Here is a 22,384-nt window from a genome sequence, read left to right on the forward strand (position 1 = left end):
CAGAGGAAGCCCCATCCCATGATCCCCATCACGAGCGTCGACTTCGGAACCGAGATCGAGGAGTCCGTCCTCGCCGTGCTCCGGTCGGGAATGATCGCGCAGGGGCCGAAGGTGGCCGAGTTCGAGGCCGCCTTCGCGGAGCGGTTCGGAGCTCGGCACGCCGTGGCCGTGAACAACGGGACGACCGCTCTCGTCGCGGCCCTCGAGGTCCTCGACCTCGGCCCCGGCGACGAGGTCATCACGACGCCCTTCACGTTCGTCGCCACCCTCAACGCGATCCTCGCGACCGGGGCGACGGCGCGTTTCGCCGACATCCGCGAGGACGACTTCAACCTCGACCCGTCGTCCGTCGAGGCGCTCGTCACCGACCGGACCCGCGCCATCATGCCGGTCCACCTCTACGGGCAGATGGCCGACATGGTCGCGATCTCCGACATCGCCACACGTCACGGGTTGGCCCTCGTCGAGGACTCGGCCCAGTCGCACGGGGCGAAGGTGGGTGATTCCTTCGCGGGGACCTTCGGCATCGGCACGTTCTCGTTCTACGCGACCAAGAACATCGCCACGGGTGAGGGCGGCATGATCACGACGTCCGACGACCGCGTGGCCGATCGTCTCCGTGTCCTGCGCAACCAGGGCATGCGTGCTCGATATCAGTACGAGTTCCCCGGCAACAACTACCGCCTCACCGATCTGCAGGCGGCCGTGGGGCTGCCGCAGCTCCTCCGCTACGACGAGGTCGTCCGTGCCCGGCAGGCCAACGCCGCCCTGCTGTCGGAGCGTCTCGAGAACGTCCCCGGCGTCGTCGTCCCTCGTGAGCTGGCCGGGCGTCGTCACGTGTGGCACCAGTACACCGTCCGTGTGACTCCCGAGGCAGGCGTCTCGCGTGACGAGATGGCCGCCGGCCTGACCGACGCCGGGGTGGGTTCCGGGGTGTACTACCCCGCTCTCCTCGGGGACTACGACGCCTACCGAGACCACCCGAGGGTCGCGCAGCACGACGAGACGCCGGTCGCCGCCCGCATCGTGGGCGAGGTCCTGTCGCTGCCGGTCCACCCCAACGTCGGAACAGAGGGCATCGACACGATCGCCGCCGCCGTGTCCGCCGTCGTCTCGAGCGGTGCCCGCCGATGACCCGTCAACGCATCGCCCTCGTCGGCGCCGGGGTCATGGGCAGCCACCACGCCCGGGTCATCTCGCAGTCACCGTCGGCCGACCTCGTGGCCCTCGTCGATCCTTCGCCCGACACGGGACGGCTCGTGGCCGAGCGGTACGGCGCACGATGGACTCCGGAGCTCCCCGACCTCGACGACGTCGACGGGGTCGTCGTCGCCGCCCCGACCGAATACCACCGGCGGATCGCCCTCGACGTCCTCGAATCCGGCACGCCGTTGCTCATCGAGAAGCCCGTCGCCGCCGACCTCGGCGTCACCCGCGAGATCCTCGCGGTCGCCGACGGTCGCGACATCCCGCTGATGTGCGGGTTCCTCGAGAGGTTCAACCCCGCGGTGTTGACGGCGGCCTCCATCGTCGAGGCGCCCGTCCACCTCACGGCCGTGAGGCACTCGCCTTACGCTCCCCGCATCCGGACGGGGGTCGGCTGGGACCTCCTCGTCCACGACGTCGACCTCGCCCTCCGGTTCCTCGGTGACGAACCCACGCGCGTCCGATCGTCGCTCGGGCACTTCCACCCGACCTCCGGGCCCGACTCCGAGGACGTCGCCGAGGCGGTCCTCGGTTACGAGAACGGGGGAGTGGCCCACGTCTCGGCGAGCCGGGTCGGTCAGCGGAAGATCCGGCAGTTGTCCATCTACGAGCTGGATCGACTCGTCGAGGTCGACCTCCTCCGCCGCGACGTCACCGTGTATCGTCACGTGTCCGAGAACTCCGCGGACGGCGAGGGGCGTGGTTACCGGCAACAGACGGTCATCGAGATCCCCGAGATGTTGACCTCACAAGAGCCGCTCACGGCTCAGTTCGAGAAGTTCCTGTCCCTCGTGGCCGGCCAGGGGGATGCAGCCGCGGAGCGCGCCTCCGTCCTGCCGGCGCACGTCGTCGTCGACCAGGTCATCTCCGGCGGGCTCGGGTGACGGTGGCGTCGGACGCCGAGCTCGGGACCGACAGCGCGCCCGATCCCTCGCCGGGGATCTGGGACCGAGTCCGGTCGTCACCGGTCGTACGGTACCTCGCCGTCGGGGGGTCCGCGTTCCTCGTCGATCTGGGGCTGCTGGCGCTCTTCCACGAAGCGCTCGGATGGACTCTCTGGATCGCGACCGGTTCGGCCTTCCTGCTGAGCTTCGTCTACACCTACACGCTGCAACGACTGGCCTTCGGCTCGAAACTCCCGCACGGGAGCGCCCTCCTGCGGTACACCCTGCTCGTCGGGGCGAACACCGTCGTGACGGCAGCCCTGGTCTCGGTGGCGTCGCCGGCCGTCGGCTGGGTCGCGGCGAAGGTCCTGACGACCGCGGTCACGACGGTGTGGAACTTCTTCGCCTACAAGCACTGGGTCTTCGCGACCCCGACCAACGGGCACCGAGCCCTCGACGGCCATGAGGAGGCCCACTGATGTTCCGAGGTGCCGTGGTGGCCGCTGTCGTCCCCGCCTACAAAGAAGAAGCGATGATCGAACGGGTCATCGAGACCATGCCCGACTACGTCGACCACATCGTGATCGTCGACGATTGCAGTCCCGACCGCACGAGTGAGGTCGTCCGCGCCTCGTCCGATCCTCGGGTCGACCTGATCCGTCACGAGATCAACCAGGGGGTGGGCGGAGCCATCATCACCGGTCACACCCGGGCCATGGACCTCGGCGCCGACGTCAACGTCATCATGGCCGGAGACGCCCAGATGGACCCGGCGTTCTTGCCGGACCTCCTCGACAAGGTCACGGACGGTGGCTACGGGTTCGCGAAGGCCAACCGATTCTTCTCACCCGAGTCCTTCGAGGGCATGCCGCGCTATCGCGTCCTCGGCAACATCGGGTTGTCCTTCATGACCAAGCTCGCGTCGGGGTACTGGCACCTGTTCGATCCTCAGAACGGCTACACCGCCATCCGGACGAGCGTCCTGAGGCGACTGCCGCTGCAGAACGTCGCCAGACGCTATTCGTTCGAGAACGATCTGCTGATCCATCTCAACATCCTCCAGGTCCCGGCCGTCGACGTCCCGATCCCCGCCGTCTACGGCGACGAGGTGTCCAGCATCAAGCTGAGCAAGGTCGTCCCCGAGCTCGTCAACCTCCTGGGCAAGGGTTTCCTGCGCCGGATCTGGTATCGCTACGTGTTGTGGTCGTTCAGCCCGATCGCCCTGCTCCTCGTCCTCGGCGTCGTCCTCCTCGGCTTCGGCGTCGCCATCAGCATCTGGATCGTGTTCCTGTCGGTCACGTCGGTGATCGCGACGGCGGCGACCGTGATGCTCGCGGCGTTGCCTCTCATGATCGGCACGCAGCTGTTGATCAGCGCGTTGCAACTCGACATCCAGGCGAGTCCTGACACCCCGGACGCGCACCCGTTCGGCCCGCACGAGGACGTCGCGTGAGAGCAGCGGCCGGGCGCCGAGGAGGTCGCGCCACCGGGGTGGCCCTCGCGATCGTCGCCCCGCTCCTCGCCTTCGTCGCTCTGATGTCGTGGGGGCTCTCGAGCCCCGTCGCATCGAGTCCCGACGACGACTTCCACCTCGCCAGCATCTGGTGCGCCGCCGGCGACGAGGTCCGGACGTGCGAGCCGTCCCCGACGGCGGAGAACCGGGAGATCTCCGAGAAGCTGCTCAGATCGCACGTCTGCTTCGCCTTCTACCCGGATGCCAGCGCCGCCTGCCAACCCGGAGACCTGAGCGACGTCCAAGCCCCGCTCATCGATTCCGAGCGCGGCAACTTCGCGGGGCTCTACCCGCCGGTCTTCTACGGCACGATGTCGCTGTTCGCGGGCGACAACCTCGAGACGTCGGTCCTCGTGATCAGAGCGGTCAACTCGTTGCTGATGGTCGGGCTGATGACGGCCGTGGTCGTCGTGGCGCCGCGACGGCTCCGGATGCCCGCGGTCCTGGGAGTCGTGGGCACAGCGGTTCCTCTGGCCGTCTTCATCATCCCGTCCACCAATCCCAGCAGTTGGGCTGTCATCTCGGCGGCCACGCTCTGGCCGGCCCTCATGACCTGGTACGCGTCCACCGGTCGGAGACGTGTCGTGTCGGGGATACTCGCCACCCTCGCGGTGGTCATGGGCGGAGGCGCTCGCTCGGACGCCGCGCTCTTCGCGGTCCTGGCCATGGTGGCGGTCGTCATCCTCTCCGCCGAGCGGTCCAAGAGGTTCCTGATCTCGACCATCCTGCCGGTCGCCCTGACCGTCGTCGCCGGGTTGTTCTTCCTCTCGGGGCGTCAGGGGTCACAGGTGGGCAGCGGCCTGCCCAACGCGGATGGCGACCAGCGCGGTCTGCGGTTCTTGATCGGTGAGAACCTCCAACAGGTGCCGTCCTTGTTCGCCGGCATCTTCGGCAACGGTGCGAACCTCGGATGGCTCGACACCCCGGTGCCCGCCGCGACGTGGGTCCTCGGTCTCAGCATCTTCTTCGCCCTCGGTTTCGTCGGCGTCGGCGTCCTCGACCGACGGAAGACCGTCGTCGTCGTCGCCGCCTTCGCGGCGCTCTGGCTGGTCCCCACGGTGCTGCTCGTACAGACCAGGGCACTCGCGGGATCACAGGTACAGCCCCGCTACGTGCTCCCGATCGCCGTGATCCTGCTGGGACTCACCCTGGTCGCGACCCGGACCGGACGGCCGCGGCTCCGTCGGGGGCAGATGGTCTTCGTGATCGCGGGACTGAGCCTGGCCAACGCGCTCGCCTTGCACGGCAACATGCGACGGTACGTCACCGGGCTCGACGTCGACGGATGGAACCTCGACTCCGGCCTGGAATGGTGGTGGCCTGCGGCCCCGTCGCCTTCGCTCGTGTGGGTGGCCGGATCAGCGGCGTTCACGCTGTGTCTCGTCGCTCTCGCCGCAGTGCTCGAACGGGCCACCGAGCGAGACGTGCCGAGGCCTGGAGACGAGCGGGGCCATGGCAGGGACGATGCGTCCGATCAGGACGACGAATGGACGCGGCCGGCGGTCAACGCCGGCTGACTCCCGAGACGTCCGCGTAAGCGCTCAGATGGGTCTCCGCGCAGTGGCCCCACGTGAACTCGCGTGCCCGTCGTTCGGCCGCCAGCGCGAGGGCAGCACGCTCGTCAGGATCGTCGAGCAGTCGACCCAGGACGTCGGCGATGCTGTCGACCTCGGGTTCGCAGTAGCCCACGGCGTCACCGCCGACCTCGGGCAGGGCGAGCCGCCGTGTCGTGAGGACGGTCGCCCTGCACGACATGGCCTCGAGGACGGGTAGACCGAATCCCTCGCCGGTGCTGGGGTACACCACCAGTGTGGAACCCCCCAGAAATGCCGACAGGTGGTCCAGGGGAAGGTAGCCGAGGTGCCGAAGAGGCGCGCCCGCGACGTCGCCGGCGGCCTCCAGCTGCCCTCGAGCCTCGGCGTCCCATCCGAGACCTCCTGCGATGAGGAGCGGAGGGACGTCCGGGGAATCCGCCCTGAGTCGCTGGTGGGCCTCGATGAGCGCGGGGATGCTCTTGCGGGGCTCGACCGTGCCGAGGAACGCTATCCAGCCGAGCTCGGGGTCGAGTCCGTGGTCGCGGGCGAAGGCTGCCGTCGCCTCGTCGGTGGGCGGGGCGAAGACGGTCGGATCGACGCCGTGCAGGGCGATGGTCACGGGGCCGGACGCCGACCCGCTGAAGCGGGCGATCTCCGAGGCGGTGGCCCTGCTGGGGGCCACGGTGCCGGCGGCCAGGCGCCGCCCCAACCGGATCCAGGTCGTGAAGAAGGTCCGCTTCAGCAGCGAGTGCTCGTGGGGCGAACTGAAGAAGGTGGCGTCGTGCACCGTCACGAGGCTGCGTCCCGCTGCGAGTACGGAGAACGTGTAGTGGGGCGAGTGGATCACCTGCACCCGCCGACGTCGCGCGACGAGAGGGAGGCCGATCTGCTCCCAGAGGAGGCGCAGGGGACGAACGTCGACCAGTCGCGGTGCCGCCACGTAGTGATGGTGAGGCGCCTGAGCGGACAACCACGGGAGGTCCGAGGCCTTGACGACGACGTCGATGCTGGTCCCCTGGTCCGTGAGGCCGCGGAGCAATCCGGCGATGTACCGCGCGACCCCTCCTTTGTTGGGGGGGAGCGATGTGGCGTCCAGCAGGACGGGCGCGCGCGTCGGCACCATCAGGCGGGAAGGGATCGCGCCGCCGCCTTGATGCGGATGACACCGCTTGCCTCGTCGTCGTCGGCGACGACGAATCGCGCCGCTTGTCGCTGGATCGCGATGTGCGATCCGTTGGACTGAGCGAGGAAGCTGTGGACGAAGTACGGCCCCCCGCCGAGCTGGACGTCGGTCAGACGATACTCGACGGACGCCGTTCCCCGGAGGGGCTCGTGGACGAGCCCGAGCATCCTGCTGTCGGTGCCGTAGACCTGGGTTCCGAGGTTCGTCTCGATCTTGAAACCGCTGTGCCACCGGTCGAGAGAAGTGGTGTGGCTGAACTCGATGCGGACGAGGAGCGTGTCGCCGGGCTGGACCTCGGCCCCGGGCTCACGCCCCTCGACGATCACCTCGGTCTTGGTCACGGCGCCGGGATTCGCGTCCTCTTCCGGCTCGGCGGCTTCGGCTTCGGCGATGCGCCGCCCCTCGAGGATGTCGCGGAAGTTCTTGACGGCGTCGGCGGCGGACCCCTGGAACTTCACTTCGCCACGGGACAACACCACGGCCTGATCGCACAGCTCTTGCACCTGTCCGAGGGAGTGGCTCACGAGGATGATGGTGCGGCCCTGTTGCTGGAACTCTCGGATCTTGTCGAGGCACTTGCGTTGGAAGGCCTCGTCGCCGACCGCGAGCACCTCGTCGACGAGCAGGACGTCGGGATCGGTGTGGATGGCGACGGCGAAGGCGAGACGGACGTACATGCCCGACGAATAGAACTTGACCTGGGTGTCGATGAAGTCGCCGATTCCCGAGAACGTCAGGATGTCGTCGAACTTGTCCTCGGTCTCCGCCTGTGACAGGCCGAGGATCGAGGCGTTCAGGAAGACGTTCTCCCGTCCGGTGAGGTCGGGGTGGAAGCCCGCGCCCAGCTCGAGCAGGGCCGCCAGCCGGCCCCTTCGGGTGATGGTGCCCTTCGTGGGCTCGATGATCCCGCCGATGGCTTTCAGCAACGTGCTCTTGCCGGAGCCGTTGGGGCCGAGGAGACCGATCGTGGAACCGGCAGGGATGTCGAGCGAGACGTCTTTGAGGGCCCAGAACTCTTCGCTGTGTCGACGTCCGGCTCGACCGAGTGTCACCAGACGCTCCTTGAGCGAGTTGTCCTTCCTGATGACGAACTTCTTGGACACGTTCGAGATCGACACGACGGTCGGTCGGGTGTCCGTGCCGTCGAGTCGGCCCGGGGCGTTGTCTTGCGTGATGCTCATGGTGTGGCGTCCTGTGTCTCTAGAGTTCCTGGGCGAAGTTGCCCTGCAACCTCGCGAAGACGCGGTGGAAGGCGTAGACGAGCACGAGTCCGATGAGCATCGCGACGCCCATGCGGAGCAGGAGCTCGTCGGGGTACGGGGTGTCGGCGCCGCCGATCCAGAAGGCGCGGTGGAAGCCGAGGACGGCGAGCGTGATCGGGTTGTCGGTGTAGAGCTGAAGCAACCAGCCGTGGCTGGCGGCCAGGCGGTCGGACACCATGCTCCAGGAGTAGACGATGGGGGACGCCCACATGGCCAGCATCAGCAGGACTTCGACGAGGTACTGCATGTCTCGCAGGTACACGTTGAGCGCGGCGAGCAAGAGGCCGAAGGCCATGCCGTAGATCAGGACGAGCACGACGGACGGGAAGAAGTAGAGGATGTCCCAGTGCCAAGGGATGGCCCCGGTCACGATGGTCGCACCGACCAGGACGACGAGCTGGATGCCGAAGTTGAACAGTGCCGAGCCGATGCTCGCGAGCGGGTAGATCTCGCGTGGCGTGTAGACCTTCTTGATCAGGCCGCCGTTGCTGACGATGGACGACGTCGACCCCGCGATCATCTCGCTGAACAGACCGTAGATCGTGAGGCCCGAGAAGATGTAGACCGCGAACTCGGGGATGCTCCGCGCGGCACCGAGGATCTGCCCCATCACGAAGTAGTAGATGATCAGCTGGGTGATCGGACGGATGAGCGTCCAGACGAAGCCGAGCGCACTGTCTTTGTACCGTGACTTCAGGTCGCGGCGGATCAGGAGATCGAGCAGCTGGCGATGGGCGAAGATCTCACGGACGATGCCGAAGGTGCCGCCGAAGACCTTGGAAGGCTGCCCGGCCACCACCATGGGTTCACGGTCGAGTCGAGCGAACCTCTCGCCGGGGGTCGTGCTGGGTGTGGTCGTTGCCATGGGTCGAGACCCCTTCTACGTCAGAACTGAAGCACTCTACCCCGCCGCGTGTGGACACCCGGCGGGGCACGGAACGGATCACAGGCCGTTTTTGCTCGCCCGTACGGTCGCCAGACGGTTGCGCACCTTGCTGCGGAGCACCTCGATGCCTCCACCGTCCGTGACGTAGTGCTTCGCGAGCGCGAGATCCCGACCGAGGCCGTGCCGTCGGTTGGCGATCTCGTGGAACTTCTCCTCGCTGCTCTTGGCGACCTTGCCCTTCATGGTCTTGATGCGGGTGACGGGGGTGCTGTCGAGCGCCCGGTCGGGGGCGACGTGCGGGTCGCGGCAGAACTCGACCAGGGGAGCGAGAGCCTTCTCCCAGGTGAAGTCCTCACGCACCCGGGCCACCGACGCGCGAGCCGCGGCGGCGGCCTCGTCGTCGTAGAGGACGAGCTCGAGCGCGTCGGCGAGGGCCTCGACGTCGCGCTCGGGGACGGCGACGCCCATGCCCTCGGCCCCCACGAGGTCACCGAAGCTGTCGCCGCGGGTCGTGACGATCGGCAGGTTGGCCCACATGTAGTCGAGGATGCGCGTGCGGAACGAGAAAGTCGTCTCGATGTGGTCGTAGTGGGTGCTGACGCCGGCGTCCGCCTCGAGGAGATAGTTCGCCCGGTCGTCGAGGGCGACCCACTGCTCGTTGAAGAAGACGTTCTTGCCGGCCACGCCGAGCTCTGCGGCCAGCTGCCGGGTCTTCGCGACGATGGCCATCTCGGGCACGTCGGGGTTGGGGTGGGCCACGCCGAGGAAGAACAGCCTCACGTCGGGTCGGGTCTCGGCGAGACGGGCGACGGCACGGATGAGGGTCATCGTGTCGAACCAGTTATAGATGCCACCGCCCCAGATGACCACCTTGTCGTCGTCCGAGATACCCGGGACGACCCCGCGGATGGCCTTGCGGACGTGCTGGGGTGGCGCGCTGTCCATGCCGAAGGGGGCGATCGCGATGAGCTTCTCGAGGTTCTCGTCGGCGGCGTAGTTCTCGGGGTTGATCCGACCGAGGCCGGCGAGCTGCCCGAGCCAGAACAGCCGTTGGCGCTCGGAGGCGCAGAGGAAGAAGTCGGCTCGGAGCAACTGCTCGTTGAGGACGTCCGTCGCGGAGGCGACCTGGTTCTTCCACTGGGCGAGGCCCCACTCGCGACCCTGCTCGAGTTGCTCGAGGTGCATGGGGTCGTACAGGTCGGCGACCATGATCTTCTGCGACTTCTTCAAGGTCGTGAAGTGGTGCAGGGCGTGACCCTGGAACACGATGACGTCGGCCCACTCTTCGTGCTGCTTCATCTCGTGTTCGTTCTGCAGCCGGACCCGCGTCACCTCGAAGGCGTCGGAGCGGCGATTGGCCACGTTCCAGGTGATGAGACGGACGTCGCTGTGCTCCGAGAGCGCCTCGCTGATCTTCCAGGCCCGCATCGCGGGGCCGGCCATCTTGTCGCCGATGGCGTCACCCGTGATGACGAGCACCTTCGAACGCTCGGTGTGCTCGCGGATGTCGAAGGCGTCGACGATCGACCGGAAGCCCTCGAGGTAGTAGGGGTCACCGAACAGGGGCTTGAAGATGTCGCCGAAGAGGCGGAAGACGTCCGCGTCGGTCTTCGTGCGTCGGGCCTGCAGGTCGTCCCTGGTCGTCTGGAGGTCGGGCAGCTCTTTGACGAACTGGTCGAGCGCGAAGAGGCCGGCCACGGTGTCTTTCGAGACCGGGGTCTCGGGGTCGAATTCGTCGTCGGCCCCGACGAAGCGACGGATGTCGAACATCTCGGAGTCGAGCCCGCTCTTGGCCACGGCCCGGCGGGCCAACAGCGCGAGCGCGCCGGGCAGGAACTTCGAGAGGCTCTCGTCGGAGAGGTTCTTGAAGAGCAGCATCAGGGCGTTGCGCTCGAGGAGGTACATCTCGCGGTACTCGCCGAAGCTCTTCATCGAGCCGTGGTGCTTGTGGTAGACGATCGACTCGGGCGCGAACCGCACGCGGTAGCCGAGGATGTTGAGGCGCCAGCCGAGGTCGACGTCGTCGTAGAACATGAAGAGGCGCTCGTCGAAGCCGCCGACCTCGTCGAAGACCGACTTCCGGACGAACAACGCCGATCCCGTGCCGAAGAGGAGGTCCTTCGGCGTTCCGAAGGACCCGTCGTCGATCTCGGTGACGCGGTCCTTGTAGCCCATGCCGAACCAGGTGAGGCTGCCCTGGACGAAGTCGATGGCCCGTCCGTCCCAGTCGAGGACCTTGCTGCCGACGGCAGCCACCCGCGGGCTCACGTTGAACTGTTCGAGCGCCTTCGAGATCCACTGCGGTCCGGGCTTGGCGTCGTTGTTCAGGAACGCGACGTACTCGCCCTTGGCGCGGGACGCGCCGAGGTTGCTGCCGCCGGTGAACCCGAGGTTCTCCTTGGACAGGACGATCGTCACGTTCGATTGTCCGCCCAGCGCGGCCTTGAGGCGCTCGGGGCTGTCGTCACCCGAGCCGTTCTCGACGACGATGATCTCGAGCTGGGCGCTCGGCCACTCGACGTCGTTGAGGCGGGCCACGCACTCGAGCGTGTCGTCGGTTCCTCTGAAGTTGACGATGACGACCGAGACGACACTGGACGAAGAAACTGGCAAGACACGGACTCCAAGACGTCGGAAACACGGGGGCGAGCCCTCTCCGGGCGATCCAACTATAGCCGCGGCGTTCCGGGGCAGGATCGTGAGACTGCTTAGATGGCGTGATGGATGCCTCCGTCGTCGTCGTCAACTGGCGACGTCCCGACCTGACCGCCGCGTGCCTCCGGAGCCTGCTCGCTCAGCGGACCACGAGGTCGTACGAGATCGTCCTCGTCGAGAACGAGGCGGACCAGGGCGCGGGTCGGCGCTGGCACGAGGAGTTCCCCTCGGTGGCCGTCGTCGAGGTCGCTCACAACGCGGGCTTCGCCGGAGGGGTCAACCGGGGGCTGCGGGCCGCCGACGGTGAGGTCGTCGTCCTCGTCAACAACGACGCGACGGTGGACGAGGACTTCCTCGAGACCGGACTGGCCTGTCTCGAACGAGGAGGCGCGGGTCTGGCCGGCGTCGCCGCCCGCGTCCAGCTCGAAGGCCGGTTCGTCCGGGCCACGGGCGCCCCGTCGGAGGACGACGCCGTCGCCGTCGACGGCACCCGCTGGCGTCGGGCCCCCGGCGGCGGCGTCGAACTCGTGAACGGCACGGGGACCCTCCTGACGAGGGATGGGAACGGCCAGGACCGCGACTGGCTCCGTCCGGTGGCCGAACTCGAGGAGCACGCCGACGACCCGTTCGGATTCTCGGGCGGGGCCGCATTCGTCCGGAGGGATCGCCTCGAGGCCGTCGGTGGGTTCGACGAGACGATCTTCATGTACTACGAGGACCTCGACCTCTGCTGGCGTCTGCGCCTGGCGGGGGACCGTATCGGTTACGCCGGAGGGGCCCGCGTGACCCACCGGCACGGTGGCAGCTCGTCCAGTTCGAGCGTGCTGGTGCGCGAACAGAGCATGCGCAACAGGCTCGTGGTCGTGGCGGCCAACGGCAGCAGGCGCATGCTCGTCCGGGTCGTGGGACGGACGGCAGGGCGGTTCGTCCGTGACGCCGTCCGACCGGCTCGGGCGCACCTCCCGCTCTCGGCGTGGCGGCGCATCGCTCGGTGGCTGCCCCGTGCGCTGTGGGCGTCCGCCCGTCGACGCAGGGCGAGTGGTGTGTCCGAGCGGGAGCGCAGGACGCTCGAAGCGGCTTTCCTCTCTCGGTAGCCTCGACCCGACCCGCGAGTGGCGTCAGGTCCGAGCGCGGCCCGACCGGGGGGTGCCGGGATGCCTCGTGCCGGTCCTGCACCGCGTTAGTCTGTCCCGACGCGGGTGCGGCCCTTCGACGGGCAAGGCTGTCGACCCACCACGTCCTCGCACCCGGCTCCAGGAGGCCCCGTGACCCGCTCACCGTTCTCGACCGCGGCCGTACTCGCCGTGGTGACGACCCTCCTCGTCGGGTTGGTCTCATTCTTCCCCGGCACACCGGCCGTGGCCGTCTCCGGGGCCGACTTCGACGCCGGCAACATCATCAGCGACGAGGTCTACTACAACGCCTCGGCCATGACGGAGAACCAGGTCCAGACGTTCCTCGACCAGAAGGTCGGCGCCTGCTCGAACGGCGCCTGTCTCAACGTCAAGAAGGTAGACACCGCCTCCCGCCCCGCCGACGCGGTGTGCCGGTCGTACCAGGGAGCCGGGCAGGAGCCCGTGTCCCGCGTCATCGTCAAGGTCTCCCAGGCGTGTGGGATCAATCCTCAGGTGCTGCTCGTGACCCTGCAGAAAGAGCAGAGCCTCGTCGAGGGGACGACGGCGCGGGCACCGTCCGCCGCCCGCTTGGACCGTGCCACGGGCTACGCGTGTCCCGACACCGCGCAGGGCGGCTGCGACCCGTCCTTCGCCGGCGTCTACAACCAGCTCTACAAGTCGGCTTGGCAGTTCAAGCGGTACTCGAACCCGGCCGGGACGTCGGCCTACTTCACCTGGTTCGCGCCGGGCAAGACCGTGGACATCCAGTACAACCCCAACGTCAGCTGCGGGACCAAGCGCGTGACGATCGCCAACCAGGCCACCGCAGCCCTCTACTACTACACGCCCTACACCCCGAACGCCGCCGCACTGTCCACGCTGAACGGTGCCGGGGATTCGTGCTCCGCCTACGGCAACCGCAACTTCTGGGTCTACTTCACGACCTGGTTCGGGTCGACGAAGCCCGTCGGCCAGACGGTCGGGAACGTGGACGTGGCGACGGGTGGCTTCGGCTCCGTCACGGTCTCCGGATGGGCCCTCGACAAGACCACCAGCACCTCGATCCCCGTCCACGTCTACGTCGGCGACAAGGGGAGCGCCGTCACCGCGTCGTCGTCGCGTCCGGACGTCGCGAGGCACTATCCCGCGGCCGGGCCGCTGCACGGGTTCTCGACGACCGTCTCGGCCGCCCCAGGGTCGCACGACGTCTGCGTGTACGCCATCGGCGTGCGATCGAGTGACCTCGTGTCGTGCTCCACGGTCACCGTCCTCGATCCTTCACCCGTCGGCTCGCTCGACGTCGTCCGTTCCGGGCCGGGCGGCGTGCAGGTGGCGGGCTGGGCCCTCGACCCCGAGACGGCCGATCCCATCTCGGTGCACGTCTACGTCGGCGGTGTCGGACGTGCCGTGCGGGCCGAGGCGAGCCGACCCGACATCGCACGGGCCTACCCGGCCTCGGGCGCGGCACACGGGTTCTCGACGACCGTCTCGGCGTCGCCGGGACCGCAGCAGGTCTGCGCCTACGCCATCAACGTCGGGGCCGGCGCCACCAGGGCGCTCGGCTGTCGGACCGTCCAGGCCCTGGGGTCGGACCCCGTGGGCAGTCTCGATTCGGTGAGCGGAGGCAGCCGGTCGCTCACCGTGTCGGGTTGGACCCTCGACCCCGACTCCGCGGGGGCGATCCCCGTGCACGTCTACGTCGACGGGGTCGGACGCGCGGTGACGGCCGACCGTGCTCGTGGCGACATCGCTCGAGCGTTCCCGGCCTTCGGGTCGGGCCACGGGTTCTCGGTCCAGTTGGACGCGGCCCCCGGTGATCACCAGGTGTGTGTCTACGCGATCAACGTCGGGCCAGGGGCCACGTCGCCCCTGGGGTGCCGCACCGTGTCCGTGACGGCCACGACGCCCGTCGGGTCGAGTGACGTCGTCCGAGGCACGGCCGGCGGAGTGCAACTCGGCGGCTGGGCGCTCCACCCCCAGGCGCCGACGGAAGTCGTCCCCGTCCACGTGTACGTCGACGGCGTCGGTACGGCGTTGCGGACCGGTCGACCACGTCCTGACGTGGCACGGGCATGGCCCGGCGCCGGCAACGACCAGGGATACGAGGCGGTCGTGGCCGCGCAGCCGGGCTCGCACGACGTCTGCGTCTACGCCATCGACACGCGCGGCGGAGCCAACGCGCTCCTCTCGTGCTCGACCGTGGTGGTGGCGCGATGACGCCGGGCGCGGATCAGCCCGTCCGCACGCGCGTCGAGCGCGACACGGGTGACGTCCCCGGAGAACGGCCCTCGGACGTCCGCCCCCGGGCTCGACTCGAGATCGCCGTCACCGTCGCGGTCCTCGTCGGCGCAGCCCTCGTGTCCTGGTTCCGGCTGCCGGCCACGACGCGGGGCACGCTGTGGGCGGAAGACGCCGCGCTCTTCCTCCAGCAGCGACTCGACCTCGGACCGTGGACCACCCTCGGCACGCAGTACGACGGGTACCAGCATCTCCTCGCGCGTCTGCTCACCGACGTCGCGGTGCTCGCACCGGCGGACGACTACGCCCTCGTGCTGACGGCACTCGCCTGCGCGGTGGTGGGAGGCGCGTCAGCCCTCGTGTTCTTCTTCACCCGGGGTGTGGTCGCGTCCTCGGCCAGCCGGGTCGTCCTCGCCTTCATCCCGGCCCTGGTGCCCCTCGGGCCGATCGAGGTCTCGGGAAACCTCGCGAACCTGCACTGGTACCTGCTCTACCTGGCGCCTTTCGCGCTGCTCTGGCGTCCTCGGACGGGGAAGGGCAGTGCAGCCGTGGCGGTGCTCCTCGGCGTCGTCGCCCTCTCCGAGATCCAGGCGGTCGTGTTCGCGCCGCTCGTCCTCCTCGCCCTGCGGCACCGCCGCTCGTGGCCGGGCATGTTCGCCTTCGCAGGGGGTCTGGCGGTCCAGGTCGTGACGAGCCTCACGAACCCCCGCGTCCGCCCGGACCTGCCCGCCTCCGATCCGGTCGACGTCGCCGTCGGATACCTGACCCAGCCCGTCCTGGGCACCTGGGCGCCCGTTCCCGACACGAACGCGGCACTCATGGTCTTCCACGGCGGGGTGCCTCTCGCGATCGCCGCCTTCGTTCCCTTCGTCATCGCCCTGGCGGTCGCCCTCGCCACCCGCTGGCGAGCCCGGAGCGTCCTCGTCGTCACGCTGGCCCTGGGGTCGGTCCTCGTGTGGACGCTCGACGTCACCCTGAACCGCACCGACCTGATCGACTTCGGCACCAGGGGGCCGAGCATCGTCGCCCAGGTGGGCTACCTGCGCTACGCCGTGGTTCCGTCCATGTTCTTGCTCGCGGTGCTGACCCTGGGCTGCGACCGCCTCATCGCGTCGACCCGGGCCATCCTGCGGGTGCCGGGCTGGGTCGTCCTGGTCGCGGTCGTGGTCACGCAACTGATCTGGTTCGTCCCGTTCAACACGGTTCGGTCGGCAGGGCCCGAATGGGACGACGGTGTCATCGGGGCCGTCGTCGAGTGCGAGGCAGGAGCCGACGAGGCGCGCATCGACGCCGCTCCCGGAGGCTGGGGCACGACGGTCGATTGCGACGGCCTCGACGACGCGGACGCCCCCTTGCCCTGAGGTCGGCAGGGTACGAAGAAGACGGCGCCGACGGACAGGGTCCGTCGGCGCCGTCTCGTCCTGTCGGCGGACCGGCTCAGTCGAAGACGTTCCAGCCGGACCCGACGACGGCGTAGGCCGCCAGTCCGGATTTGGCGGTGCCCGTCCGTCCCGTGGCCGGGTAGTACCAGAGCGTGCCGTCGTTGCGGACGGCGAGGACGTCGCCGCCCCGGCCGGCGACCGTGTCGCCTGTCCCACCCACGACGGGGAAGGTCGTCCATCCGCTGCCCACCGTGAGGGGCGAGTCGGCGACGCGTGCGGCACCGGACGAGGATCCCGTCCCCCTGAAGGCCACGAGCGAGCCGTCGGGCTTCGTGGCGAGCACGTCGGCTCGGCCGTCCCCGGTGCGGTCGCCCGTCGAGACCGGAGTGTGCTGGCCCCTGTTGAGGACCGGCACGGTGACGGAGGACCCGAACCACACCGTCGATCCCGCGGCCCGCTGGAGGCCGGGTAGGACGACGTTGCCGCCGTCGTTCAGCGTGACGAGCAGGTCCGCCCGGGAGTCCCCGGTCAGTTCCGCGACACGGAGCTGACGGATGGCGGCCCCGTCGATGCCCGTGACACGGGTGGGGGCCCCGTAGGACACTCTCGAACCCGTACCGGTGCCCGGATAGATCCACACCGATCCATCGGTGCGTTTGCCGATGAGGTCGCTCTTGCCGTCACCCGTGAGGTCGGCCGCGGCCACGGTCTGGAAACCCTCCCAGCCCGACCCGATGACCGAGCCGGCCGAGTATCCGCGGTTGGTCCCGCCCCCGTTGCCTTTGCCGGGGTAGGACCACAGTCGCCCGTCCCGGCCGATGGCCACGACGTCCGCCGACCCGTCCGCCGTCACGTCACCTGCTCCGATGACGAGGCGGAAGGTGTCCCAGCCGGTACCCACGCGTTGACCACCGCCGAACGCGTCCAACTGCACGCTCGTGCCGGCGAAGAAGTTCAGCGCGCCGGTCTGGGTCTTGGTGAACAGGTCGACCCGTCCGTCCTGGTCGGCGTCGCCACCCGCCACGAGGAGGTCCGAGGCGGACATGCCCGCGTTCGGCAGTGCGTCCCCGCCGACGTAGGAGGTCCCCTGACCGCGGTAGAGCGCCAGGGCGCCGGTCGCTCGCTTCGCCACGAGATCGTCCCGTCCGTCACCGTCCATGTCGCCGACACCGACGACCTGCGCGAACGCGTTCCAGCCCGAGCCGATCTGCGTGCCGGCCCGGAACGTCTCCTGCCCGGAACCCGCGCGGCCGGTCCCGGCGTAGAGCCACAGGGTGCCGTCCGACTTGCGGGCGACGAGGTCGGTCCGTCCGTCGCCGTCGGTGTCGCCGGCCGCGATGACGTCCGTGAAGATCGACCAGCCCGAACCGATCTGGATGCCCTTGCCCAGGCCCGCGCCGGTCGTGGGGCTGGCACCGGTGCCCGGGTACAGCCACAGCGTGCCGTCCGAGCGGCGGGCGACGATGTCGTCCTTGTCGTCGCCGTTCAGGTCGCCCGTGAGGACGATCTGGTTGAAGACACCCCACCCGGTCCCGATGCGCGTCCCACTGGCGAAGCCGACGCCCGCCCCCTTCGGGCCGTCCGTCGCGTAGAACCAGAGCGTCCCGTCCGGCTTGCGGGCGACCAGATCGGGCCGCCCGTCGCCGTTGAGGTCGCCGTTCCCGACGACGGACCGCGTGAGGGGGACACCGGTCAGGGCCAGCTGTTGCAGGCCGGCCATGGTTCCGTTGAAGACGTCAGAGTCCCCGGGGAACGGACCGGTGCTCGAGTACTGCCACATCGTGTACGCGGACCAGCCGGACGGGAGGGTCCCGGCTCCCGACGCGAGGTTGGCGGGGTAGCGCGCGACGAACAACGGATTGAGGCTGAAGCCCGCGTTGTTGCCGGTGCAGCGCGTCCACCAGTCGGTCGTCGTGTAGATCGCGGGACGCGCGCCCGTCAGGCTCTGGATGCGCTGAGAGAACTCGGCGATCCAGGAGACCATGGCGCCTTGGCTCAGGCCATAGCAGACGTCGGTCCCGTCGCTGGCTGCATAGGGGTTGTACTCGATGTCGAGCAGCGGGGGAAGGGTCCGGCTGTCACCCGCCCAACCGCCACCATTGGCGACGAAGTAGTCGGCCTGTGCCGTGGCCGACGATCGGTTGGGCACGGCGAAGTGGTACGCGCCGCGGATCATGCCCACGTCGTAGGCGCCTCCGTATTGCGACGCGAAGCGGCTGCTCTTGTACGTGAGGCCCTCGGTGGCCTTCACGTAGGCGAATCGAGCCCCCTGGTTGTAGACGGCGGCCCAGTCGACGTTCTCCTGCCAGGCGCTGACGTCCAGGCCGGGGATTCCCGGCGGCGTGGCGGCTGCAACCCGCGACGTCGATCCGGTCGCTTCGGGAGCTTGCGCCTCCGCGGTGGACCGTCGCTGCGCCGTTGCCCCGTCGGAGCCGGACGGCGCCGCGACGGTGGGGTCGAGCTCGCGCACGGTCGAGCCCATGGTGTGGTCACCGGCCGCCGTCATCTCGTCGAGGCTCGGGTCGGCGGTGGACAGGTACCCGGCGTCCCCCGGGCCGGTGGACGACTCGGCGGCCGCCGTTCCGGGCGATTCCGGCTCGGGTCGCTCCGTCGGTGGGGCCGACGGTGGAGCCGTCGCCGATGCCGTCGGGGCCGGTGAGGACCGAGGGTCGGACGCAGCCGTGGCCGTCGTCGTCCCCGCGCTCCAGGTCACTGCCACGAGCAGGGCAGCGAGAGCTGCCGAGGTCTTCGTTCTACGCGTCACGCACGTCTCCCTGATGATGTGTGATCTGCAGGGCTCGATCGTCGACGAACGGCCCCCCGTCCCTGGAGCGTACAGGTCCGTCCCCTTCCCCTCGAGCCCTCGATCGGGTGGCGACGGCAGGGGCGGAACGGGTTCGCACGGCGGTCGCGACGTCCGCCCGGGGCGCCCCGGGCGGTCGCGTCGCGCGGGGACACCGCTAGAGTCTGTACGTCCCGATAGAGCAGACGGGGCGGCCCAGCATCACGGAACGGAATCTCGCCGCATGACCTCCCCCCACACCGGCGCAGGCGCTCTCGTCGTCGTCCCCACGTACAACGAATGCGAGAACCTCCCGATCATCCTGGGGCGCCTGTTCAGCGCTGCCCCCGAGATCGACGTGCTCGTGGTCGACGACGGCAGCCCCGACGGCACCGGTGACCTGGCCGAGACGATGGCCGCCACGGACCCGAGGATCCACGTGATGCACCGCACGGGCAAGCTCGGCCTGGGGTCCGCTTACGTGACCGGCTTCGGCTGGGGGCTCGAGCGCGGGTACGACGTCGTGATCGAGATGGACGCCGACGGCTCGCACCCGCCCGAGAAGCTGCCCGAGATGATCGCCCTCGTCAGCGCGTCCGGCCCCGCGGCCCCGAGCCTCGCCATCGGCTCGCGGTGGGTGCCCGGTGGTTCCGTCGTCAACTGGCCCGTGTCTCGACAGATCCTCAGCCGCGGGGGCAACCTCTACGCGCGCCTCGCGCTCGGTCTGCAGCTCAAGGACGTCACGGCCGGATTCCGTGCCTACACCCGCCAGGCGCTCGAAGCGATGGACCTCACGGGCATCGACTCGAAGGGGTACTGCTTCCAGGTCGACATGACGCTCCGTGTCCTCGACGGCGGCGGAACGGTCGTCGAAGTGCCCATCGAGTTCCGCGAGCGCGAGCTCGGCGAGTCGAAGATGAGCCAGGCGATCGTGGTCGAGGCCATGCTCCGCGTCACGCAGTGGGGATTCCGGCGCAGGCTCCAGACCCTGCTCGGCAGGCGCCCCGGGCCCCGCTGGGTCGTCGAGGACTGACGCCGGGCGTCCGAGCTCGAGGGCCGGCGGACGTCGGCCACGGTGATCGGACCCGACCCGCGCCTCCTACCGGCCGGCCGCCTGAGGCAACCGTGACCGCCACGACCGCTTGCGGGCGGCGATGGTCGCGATGGCGACGAAGGTCATCAGGGTGCCCTCGAACAGCACGAAGCTCTCGGCGACGGCCGTCACCCCGATCAGCACCAGCACGAGGGCCGGCCACACGTAGGCCACGATCGGGTGGCCGGACGCGGTGATCCAGCTGCGCACGAAGGCGAGGGTGCCGGCCACGACGAGCAAGAGCCCGCCGACCAGGCCCAGCTGCAGCCAGATGTCGAAGAACGCGTTGAGGCCCGTCTCGTGCGGCCGACCACTCGGGGCGATGATCGTCGAGTACGGGAAGATCTCGGTGGGCCACTGCCCGACGAAACCCCAGCCGACGATGTCGTGCACAGCGGCCAGCTCGCGGATGCGGGCCCACAGCAGGGACCGCACCGACAGGTCGTTCGTCGCGTCGACGGCATCGAGGAGGCGCGAGCGGCCCGCGTAGGCCAGGGCACCCCCCAGCACGACGATCACCGCGAAGACCGACTGCATCAGCGACCGTCTCGATTCGGGGGCCCTCCGCAAGGCGTTGAGCGCCACGCCTGCCACGATTAGGACGATGACCGCGATCGCCGTCGCGGGGGAGCGGGCGAACACGAGGGCCGTCAGGGCGAGCGCACCGGAGGCCACGGCCTGTCGCCGAGGGACGGACCGGGTGAGGAACTCGACGGCGAAGGTGATGACGGCGAGCGTCGCCAGGAACCCCAGGTAGTTCCGGGTTCCCGAGATGCCCTGGATCGGCCCGCCCTCGGCGAGGTTGCCCTGGATGCCGAGGAACGCGATCGGCTGGTCGATGAGCAGGCCGCTCAGCACCTCGAGAGACAGCGAGACGACGAGCAGGATGCGCAGGGCGTCGCCGAAGGCCCGGACCACCTGCACGAGGTCGCGTCCCAGGGCCAGGTAGATCCCCAACGCACCGAACCCCACGGCGTAGGCGACGCCGCCGACGGTCGCCCAGGTGTACTCGCTCCAGAAGACGCTCAGGCCCATGAACCCGAACAGGGCGATGAGCGAGACCGGCAGGATGCCGTGCCACTCGATGTGGTGTCGGCCGCCGACCAGTGAGAGCGTCGCGAGCACGACGAGCGTGCCCAGGACGGCGAGCGAGCCCGGCCACCCCATCAGGGCCCGCACGGACTGGGTCGAGAACGCGTAGAGCACGATCGCCACCGACAGGGCCTGCGAGAAGTGCCCGCCGGCCGAGAAGCCGATCCAGGCCGACAGGTACCGGCGCAGGGGGTCGCGGTCGCGGTCGAGCCCGTGGCCGTAGCCGGAGGTCACCGGTCGTGACCCGTCCAGCCGAAGGGGTCACGGCGCGTCACGAGCACGACGACCACGAACGTGGCCCAGCCCCACTCGACGATCAGCCGGGACTCGGTCAGCCCGTGGACGAGCAGCGCGGTCACGAGCAGCAGCGGTAGCAGGTCGAGCGCCGACCACGGGGCCGCGACGTCGCGCGAGAGCATGCGGCGGTCGACGGCCCACCACCACGACCTCAGGGCGACACCGACGATCGTGAGTCCGAAGAGCGCCAGGCCGATCCAGCCCAGCTGGAACCAGACGTCGAGGTACGCGTCGTGGGCCTGGAGGTAGACGACGCCGTTGCGTTCGGCGAGGTCGGTGAACGGCGCGACGAACGGGAACCAGTACCCGACCCAGCCCCAGCCCACGACGGGATGCTGGACACCGAGGTCGTAGACGGCCGACCAGATGTCGGTGCGACCGGTGAGGTCGCCGCTCTTGCCGAGCAGGGCGAGCAGGGGGCCTCGGGCGAGGGCGGCGACGGCGACGCCTGCGGCCACGACGACCGCGGCCACGCCGAAGACGGGGGCTCGGTGACCGGGCTCGCGCCGACGGGTCGCCAGCACCAACGACAGCACGAGGGCGACGGCGACGGCGACCACGACGACCGTCGCCGACCGGGTCAGCGCGAGCGCCAGCAGCGCGGTCGCGAGCCCGACGACCGCGGACCCTCGGGTGATCGACCGGTCCGCCGCCTCGACGGCCGTGACGATCAGGGCGAGGAGGGCGATGATCGCCAGGATGTTGCTGTTGCCCTGGAGCCCCTGGATGCGTCCGCCCTCGAACAGCACGTCGCGTGACCAGAAGAACGCGGCCGGCTGCCCCGTGCAGTCGAGGTAGACCGGACAGACCGGCTGACGCACGAACAGCCCCACGACGACCTCGAACAGCAGGGAGGCCACGACGTGGATGCGCAGGGCCCGGCCCAGCGCGGCCACGATAGCGGGCCAGGGGGCGACGACGGTGATCGCCAACGCGCCCACGCTCGTCATCAGGGTGGTGACGATGCCGACGGCCGAGCCGGCCGGGTACTGCGACCAGGCGATCGACGCGACCGCGAACCCCAGGAAGAGGGCGAGGAGGCGCGGGAGGGTCCGTACCCGGGGCGGATGCCGCACCACGAGCACGACCGCTGCGACGACCATCGCCACGCAGGCCGCCCCCCAGCCCCACCAGCCGGTGCCGTTGCGCAGGACGTCGCCGCCGAAGAGCACGAGGAACGCCAGCGTCGCGAACGTCGTGGCCCCGCGGACCGGCACCGTTCGGGCAGGCCGGGCGGGCAACGTCGAGGTCATGGGCACCA

The 22,384-nt window shown here is 69.4% G+C and carries 16 protein-coding genes; 9 read left to right on the top strand and 7 right to left on the bottom strand.

The window, feature by feature from the left end; genetic code table 11:
- Positions 1-18: 18 nt before the first annotated feature.
- The 5 genes from EDF50_RS07485 to EDF50_RS07505 are packed head-to-tail and all read left to right on the top strand — an operon-like array spanning position 19 to position 5,120.
- Positions 19-1,134, top strand: a complete 1,116-nt coding sequence (locus EDF50_RS07485) for a DegT/DnrJ/EryC1/StrS aminotransferase family protein (RefSeq protein ID WP_123518901.1) — start codon at positions 19-21, stop codon at positions 1,132-1,134.
- On the top strand, positions 1,131-2,090 hold the full coding sequence (locus EDF50_RS07490) for a Gfo/Idh/MocA family protein (protein WP_123518902.1): 960 nt from the start codon (positions 1,131-1,133) through the stop codon (positions 2,088-2,090). Before EDF50_RS07485 ends, EDF50_RS07490 begins: the two co-directional genes overlap by 4 nt.
- Positions 2,087-2,569 (top strand): GtrA family protein, encoded by a 483-nt coding sequence (locus tag EDF50_RS07495; protein WP_123518903.1) that lies wholly within the window; start codon positions 2,087-2,089, stop codon positions 2,567-2,569. Before EDF50_RS07490 ends, EDF50_RS07495 begins: the two co-directional genes overlap by 4 nt.
- Entirely contained in the window at positions 2,569-3,543 is a 975-nt protein-coding gene (locus EDF50_RS07500; RefSeq protein ID WP_123518904.1) for a glycosyltransferase family 2 protein, read from the top strand. Before EDF50_RS07495 ends, EDF50_RS07500 begins: the two co-directional genes overlap by 1 nt.
- Entirely contained in the window at positions 3,540-5,120 is a 1,581-nt protein-coding gene (locus EDF50_RS07505) for a DUF2142 domain-containing protein (protein WP_148076785.1), read from the top strand. The genes EDF50_RS07500 and EDF50_RS07505 overlap by 4 nt, the downstream gene beginning before the upstream one ends.
- On the opposite strand, the gene EDF50_RS07510 is transcribed toward EDF50_RS07505, so the two are convergent.
- The 4 genes from EDF50_RS07510 to EDF50_RS07525 form a co-directional block, all read right to left on the bottom strand.
- Positions 5,107-6,261 (bottom strand): glycosyltransferase family 1 protein, encoded by a 1,155-nt coding sequence (locus tag EDF50_RS07510; protein WP_123518906.1) that lies wholly within the window; start codon positions 6,259-6,261, stop codon positions 5,107-5,109. The genes EDF50_RS07505 and EDF50_RS07510 overlap by 14 nt on opposite strands.
- A complete protein-coding gene (locus EDF50_RS07515; protein WP_123518907.1) occupies positions 6,261-7,502 on the bottom strand; it encodes an ABC transporter ATP-binding protein in 1,242 nt (413 codons plus the stop codon). Before EDF50_RS07515 ends, EDF50_RS07510 begins: the two co-directional genes overlap by 1 nt.
- A gap of 19 nt (positions 7,503-7,521) precedes the next feature.
- Positions 7,522-8,448: an ABC transporter permease gene (locus EDF50_RS07520; RefSeq protein ID WP_233570405.1), complete on the bottom strand. Its 927-nt coding sequence runs from the start codon at positions 8,446-8,448 to the stop codon at positions 7,522-7,524.
- Positions 8,449-8,526: 78 nt separating this feature from the next.
- Positions 8,527-11,082: a glycosyltransferase gene (locus tag EDF50_RS07525; RefSeq protein ID WP_123518908.1), complete on the bottom strand. Its 2,556-nt coding sequence runs from the start codon at positions 11,080-11,082 to the stop codon at positions 8,527-8,529.
- 107 nt (positions 11,083-11,189) lie between these two features.
- On the opposite strand from EDF50_RS07525, the gene EDF50_RS07530 reads away from it, so the two are divergent.
- The 3 genes from EDF50_RS07530 (at position 11,190) to EDF50_RS07540 (ending at position 15,838) form a co-directional block, all read left to right on the top strand.
- Complete coding sequence (locus EDF50_RS07530) at positions 11,190-12,218, top strand: glycosyltransferase family 2 protein (RefSeq protein ID WP_123518909.1); 1,029 nt, start codon at positions 11,190-11,192, stop codon at positions 12,216-12,218.
- A gap of 171 nt (positions 12,219-12,389) precedes the next feature.
- The gene (locus EDF50_RS07535; protein ID WP_123518910.1) at positions 12,390-14,456 is read left to right on the top strand and encodes a hypothetical protein; all 2,067 of its coding nucleotides are present in this window, start codon (positions 12,390-12,392) and stop codon (positions 14,454-14,456) included.
- Positions 14,453-15,838 (top strand): hypothetical protein, encoded by a 1,386-nt coding sequence (locus EDF50_RS07540; RefSeq protein WP_148076786.1) that lies wholly within the window; start codon positions 14,453-14,455, stop codon positions 15,836-15,838. Before EDF50_RS07535 ends, EDF50_RS07540 begins: the two co-directional genes overlap by 4 nt.
- Before the next feature lie 76 nt (positions 15,839-15,914).
- Here EDF50_RS07540 and EDF50_RS07545 read toward each other — a convergent pair whose 3' ends face one another.
- Positions 15,915-18,623 (bottom strand): GH25 family lysozyme, encoded by a 2,709-nt coding sequence (locus tag EDF50_RS07545; RefSeq protein ID WP_148076787.1) that lies wholly within the window; start codon positions 18,621-18,623, stop codon positions 15,915-15,917.
- A 262-nt stretch (positions 18,624-18,885) separates the two neighbouring features.
- Between EDF50_RS07545 and EDF50_RS07550 the strand changes: the two genes are divergently transcribed.
- Positions 18,886-19,674, top strand: a complete 789-nt coding sequence (locus tag EDF50_RS07550; RefSeq protein ID WP_123518913.1) for a polyprenol monophosphomannose synthase — start codon at positions 18,886-18,888, stop codon at positions 19,672-19,674.
- Between the two features lie 66 nt (positions 19,675-19,740).
- Here the strand turns inward: EDF50_RS07550 and EDF50_RS07555 are convergent, their stop codons facing one another.
- Positions 19,741-21,060: an O-antigen ligase family protein gene (locus tag EDF50_RS07555; protein WP_123518914.1), complete on the bottom strand. Its 1,320-nt coding sequence runs from the start codon at positions 21,058-21,060 to the stop codon at positions 19,741-19,743.
- Complete coding sequence (locus EDF50_RS07560) at positions 21,057-22,376, bottom strand: O-antigen ligase (protein WP_148076788.1); 1,320 nt, start codon at positions 22,374-22,376, stop codon at positions 21,057-21,059. Before EDF50_RS07560 ends, EDF50_RS07555 begins: the two co-directional genes overlap by 4 nt.
- Between the last annotated feature and the right edge of the window lie 8 nt (positions 22,377-22,384).

This window comes from Frigoribacterium sp. PhB24 (genome assembly GCF_003755185.1).
Lineage (GTDB): Bacteria > Actinomycetota > Actinomycetes > Actinomycetales > Microbacteriaceae > Frigoribacterium.

Excerpts from the sequence above, each read along its gene's own strand:
- EDF50_RS07560 (WP_148076788.1), bottom strand. The coding sequence starts at position 22,376 with ATGACCTCGACGTTGCCCGCCCGGCCTGCCCGAACGGTGCCGGTCCGC.
- EDF50_RS07520 (WP_233570405.1), bottom strand. The coding sequence starts at position 8,448 with ATGGCAACGACCACACCCAGCACGACCCCCGGCGAGAGGTTCGCTCGA.
- EDF50_RS07485 (WP_123518901.1), top strand. The coding sequence starts at position 19 with ATGATCCCCATCACGAGCGTCGACTTCGGAACCGAGATCGAGGAGTCC.
- EDF50_RS07500 (WP_123518904.1), top strand. The coding sequence starts at position 2,569 with ATGTTCCGAGGTGCCGTGGTGGCCGCTGTCGTCCCCGCCTACAAAGAA.
- EDF50_RS07510 (WP_123518906.1), bottom strand. The coding sequence starts at position 6,261 with ATGGTGCCGACGCGCGCGCCCGTCCTGCTGGACGCCACATCGCTCCCC.
- EDF50_RS07515 (WP_123518907.1), bottom strand. The coding sequence starts at position 7,502 with ATGAGCATCACGCAAGACAACGCCCCGGGCCGACTCGACGGCACGGAC.
- EDF50_RS07540 (WP_148076786.1), top strand. The coding sequence starts at position 14,453 with ATGACGCCGGGCGCGGATCAGCCCGTCCGCACGCGCGTCGAGCGCGAC.
- EDF50_RS07550 (WP_123518913.1), top strand. The coding sequence starts at position 18,886 with ATGACCTCCCCCCACACCGGCGCAGGCGCTCTCGTCGTCGTCCCCACG.
- EDF50_RS07530 (WP_123518909.1), top strand. The coding sequence starts at position 11,190 with ATGGATGCCTCCGTCGTCGTCGTCAACTGGCGACGTCCCGACCTGACC.
- EDF50_RS07490 (WP_123518902.1), top strand. The coding sequence starts at position 1,131 with ATGACCCGTCAACGCATCGCCCTCGTCGGCGCCGGGGTCATGGGCAGC.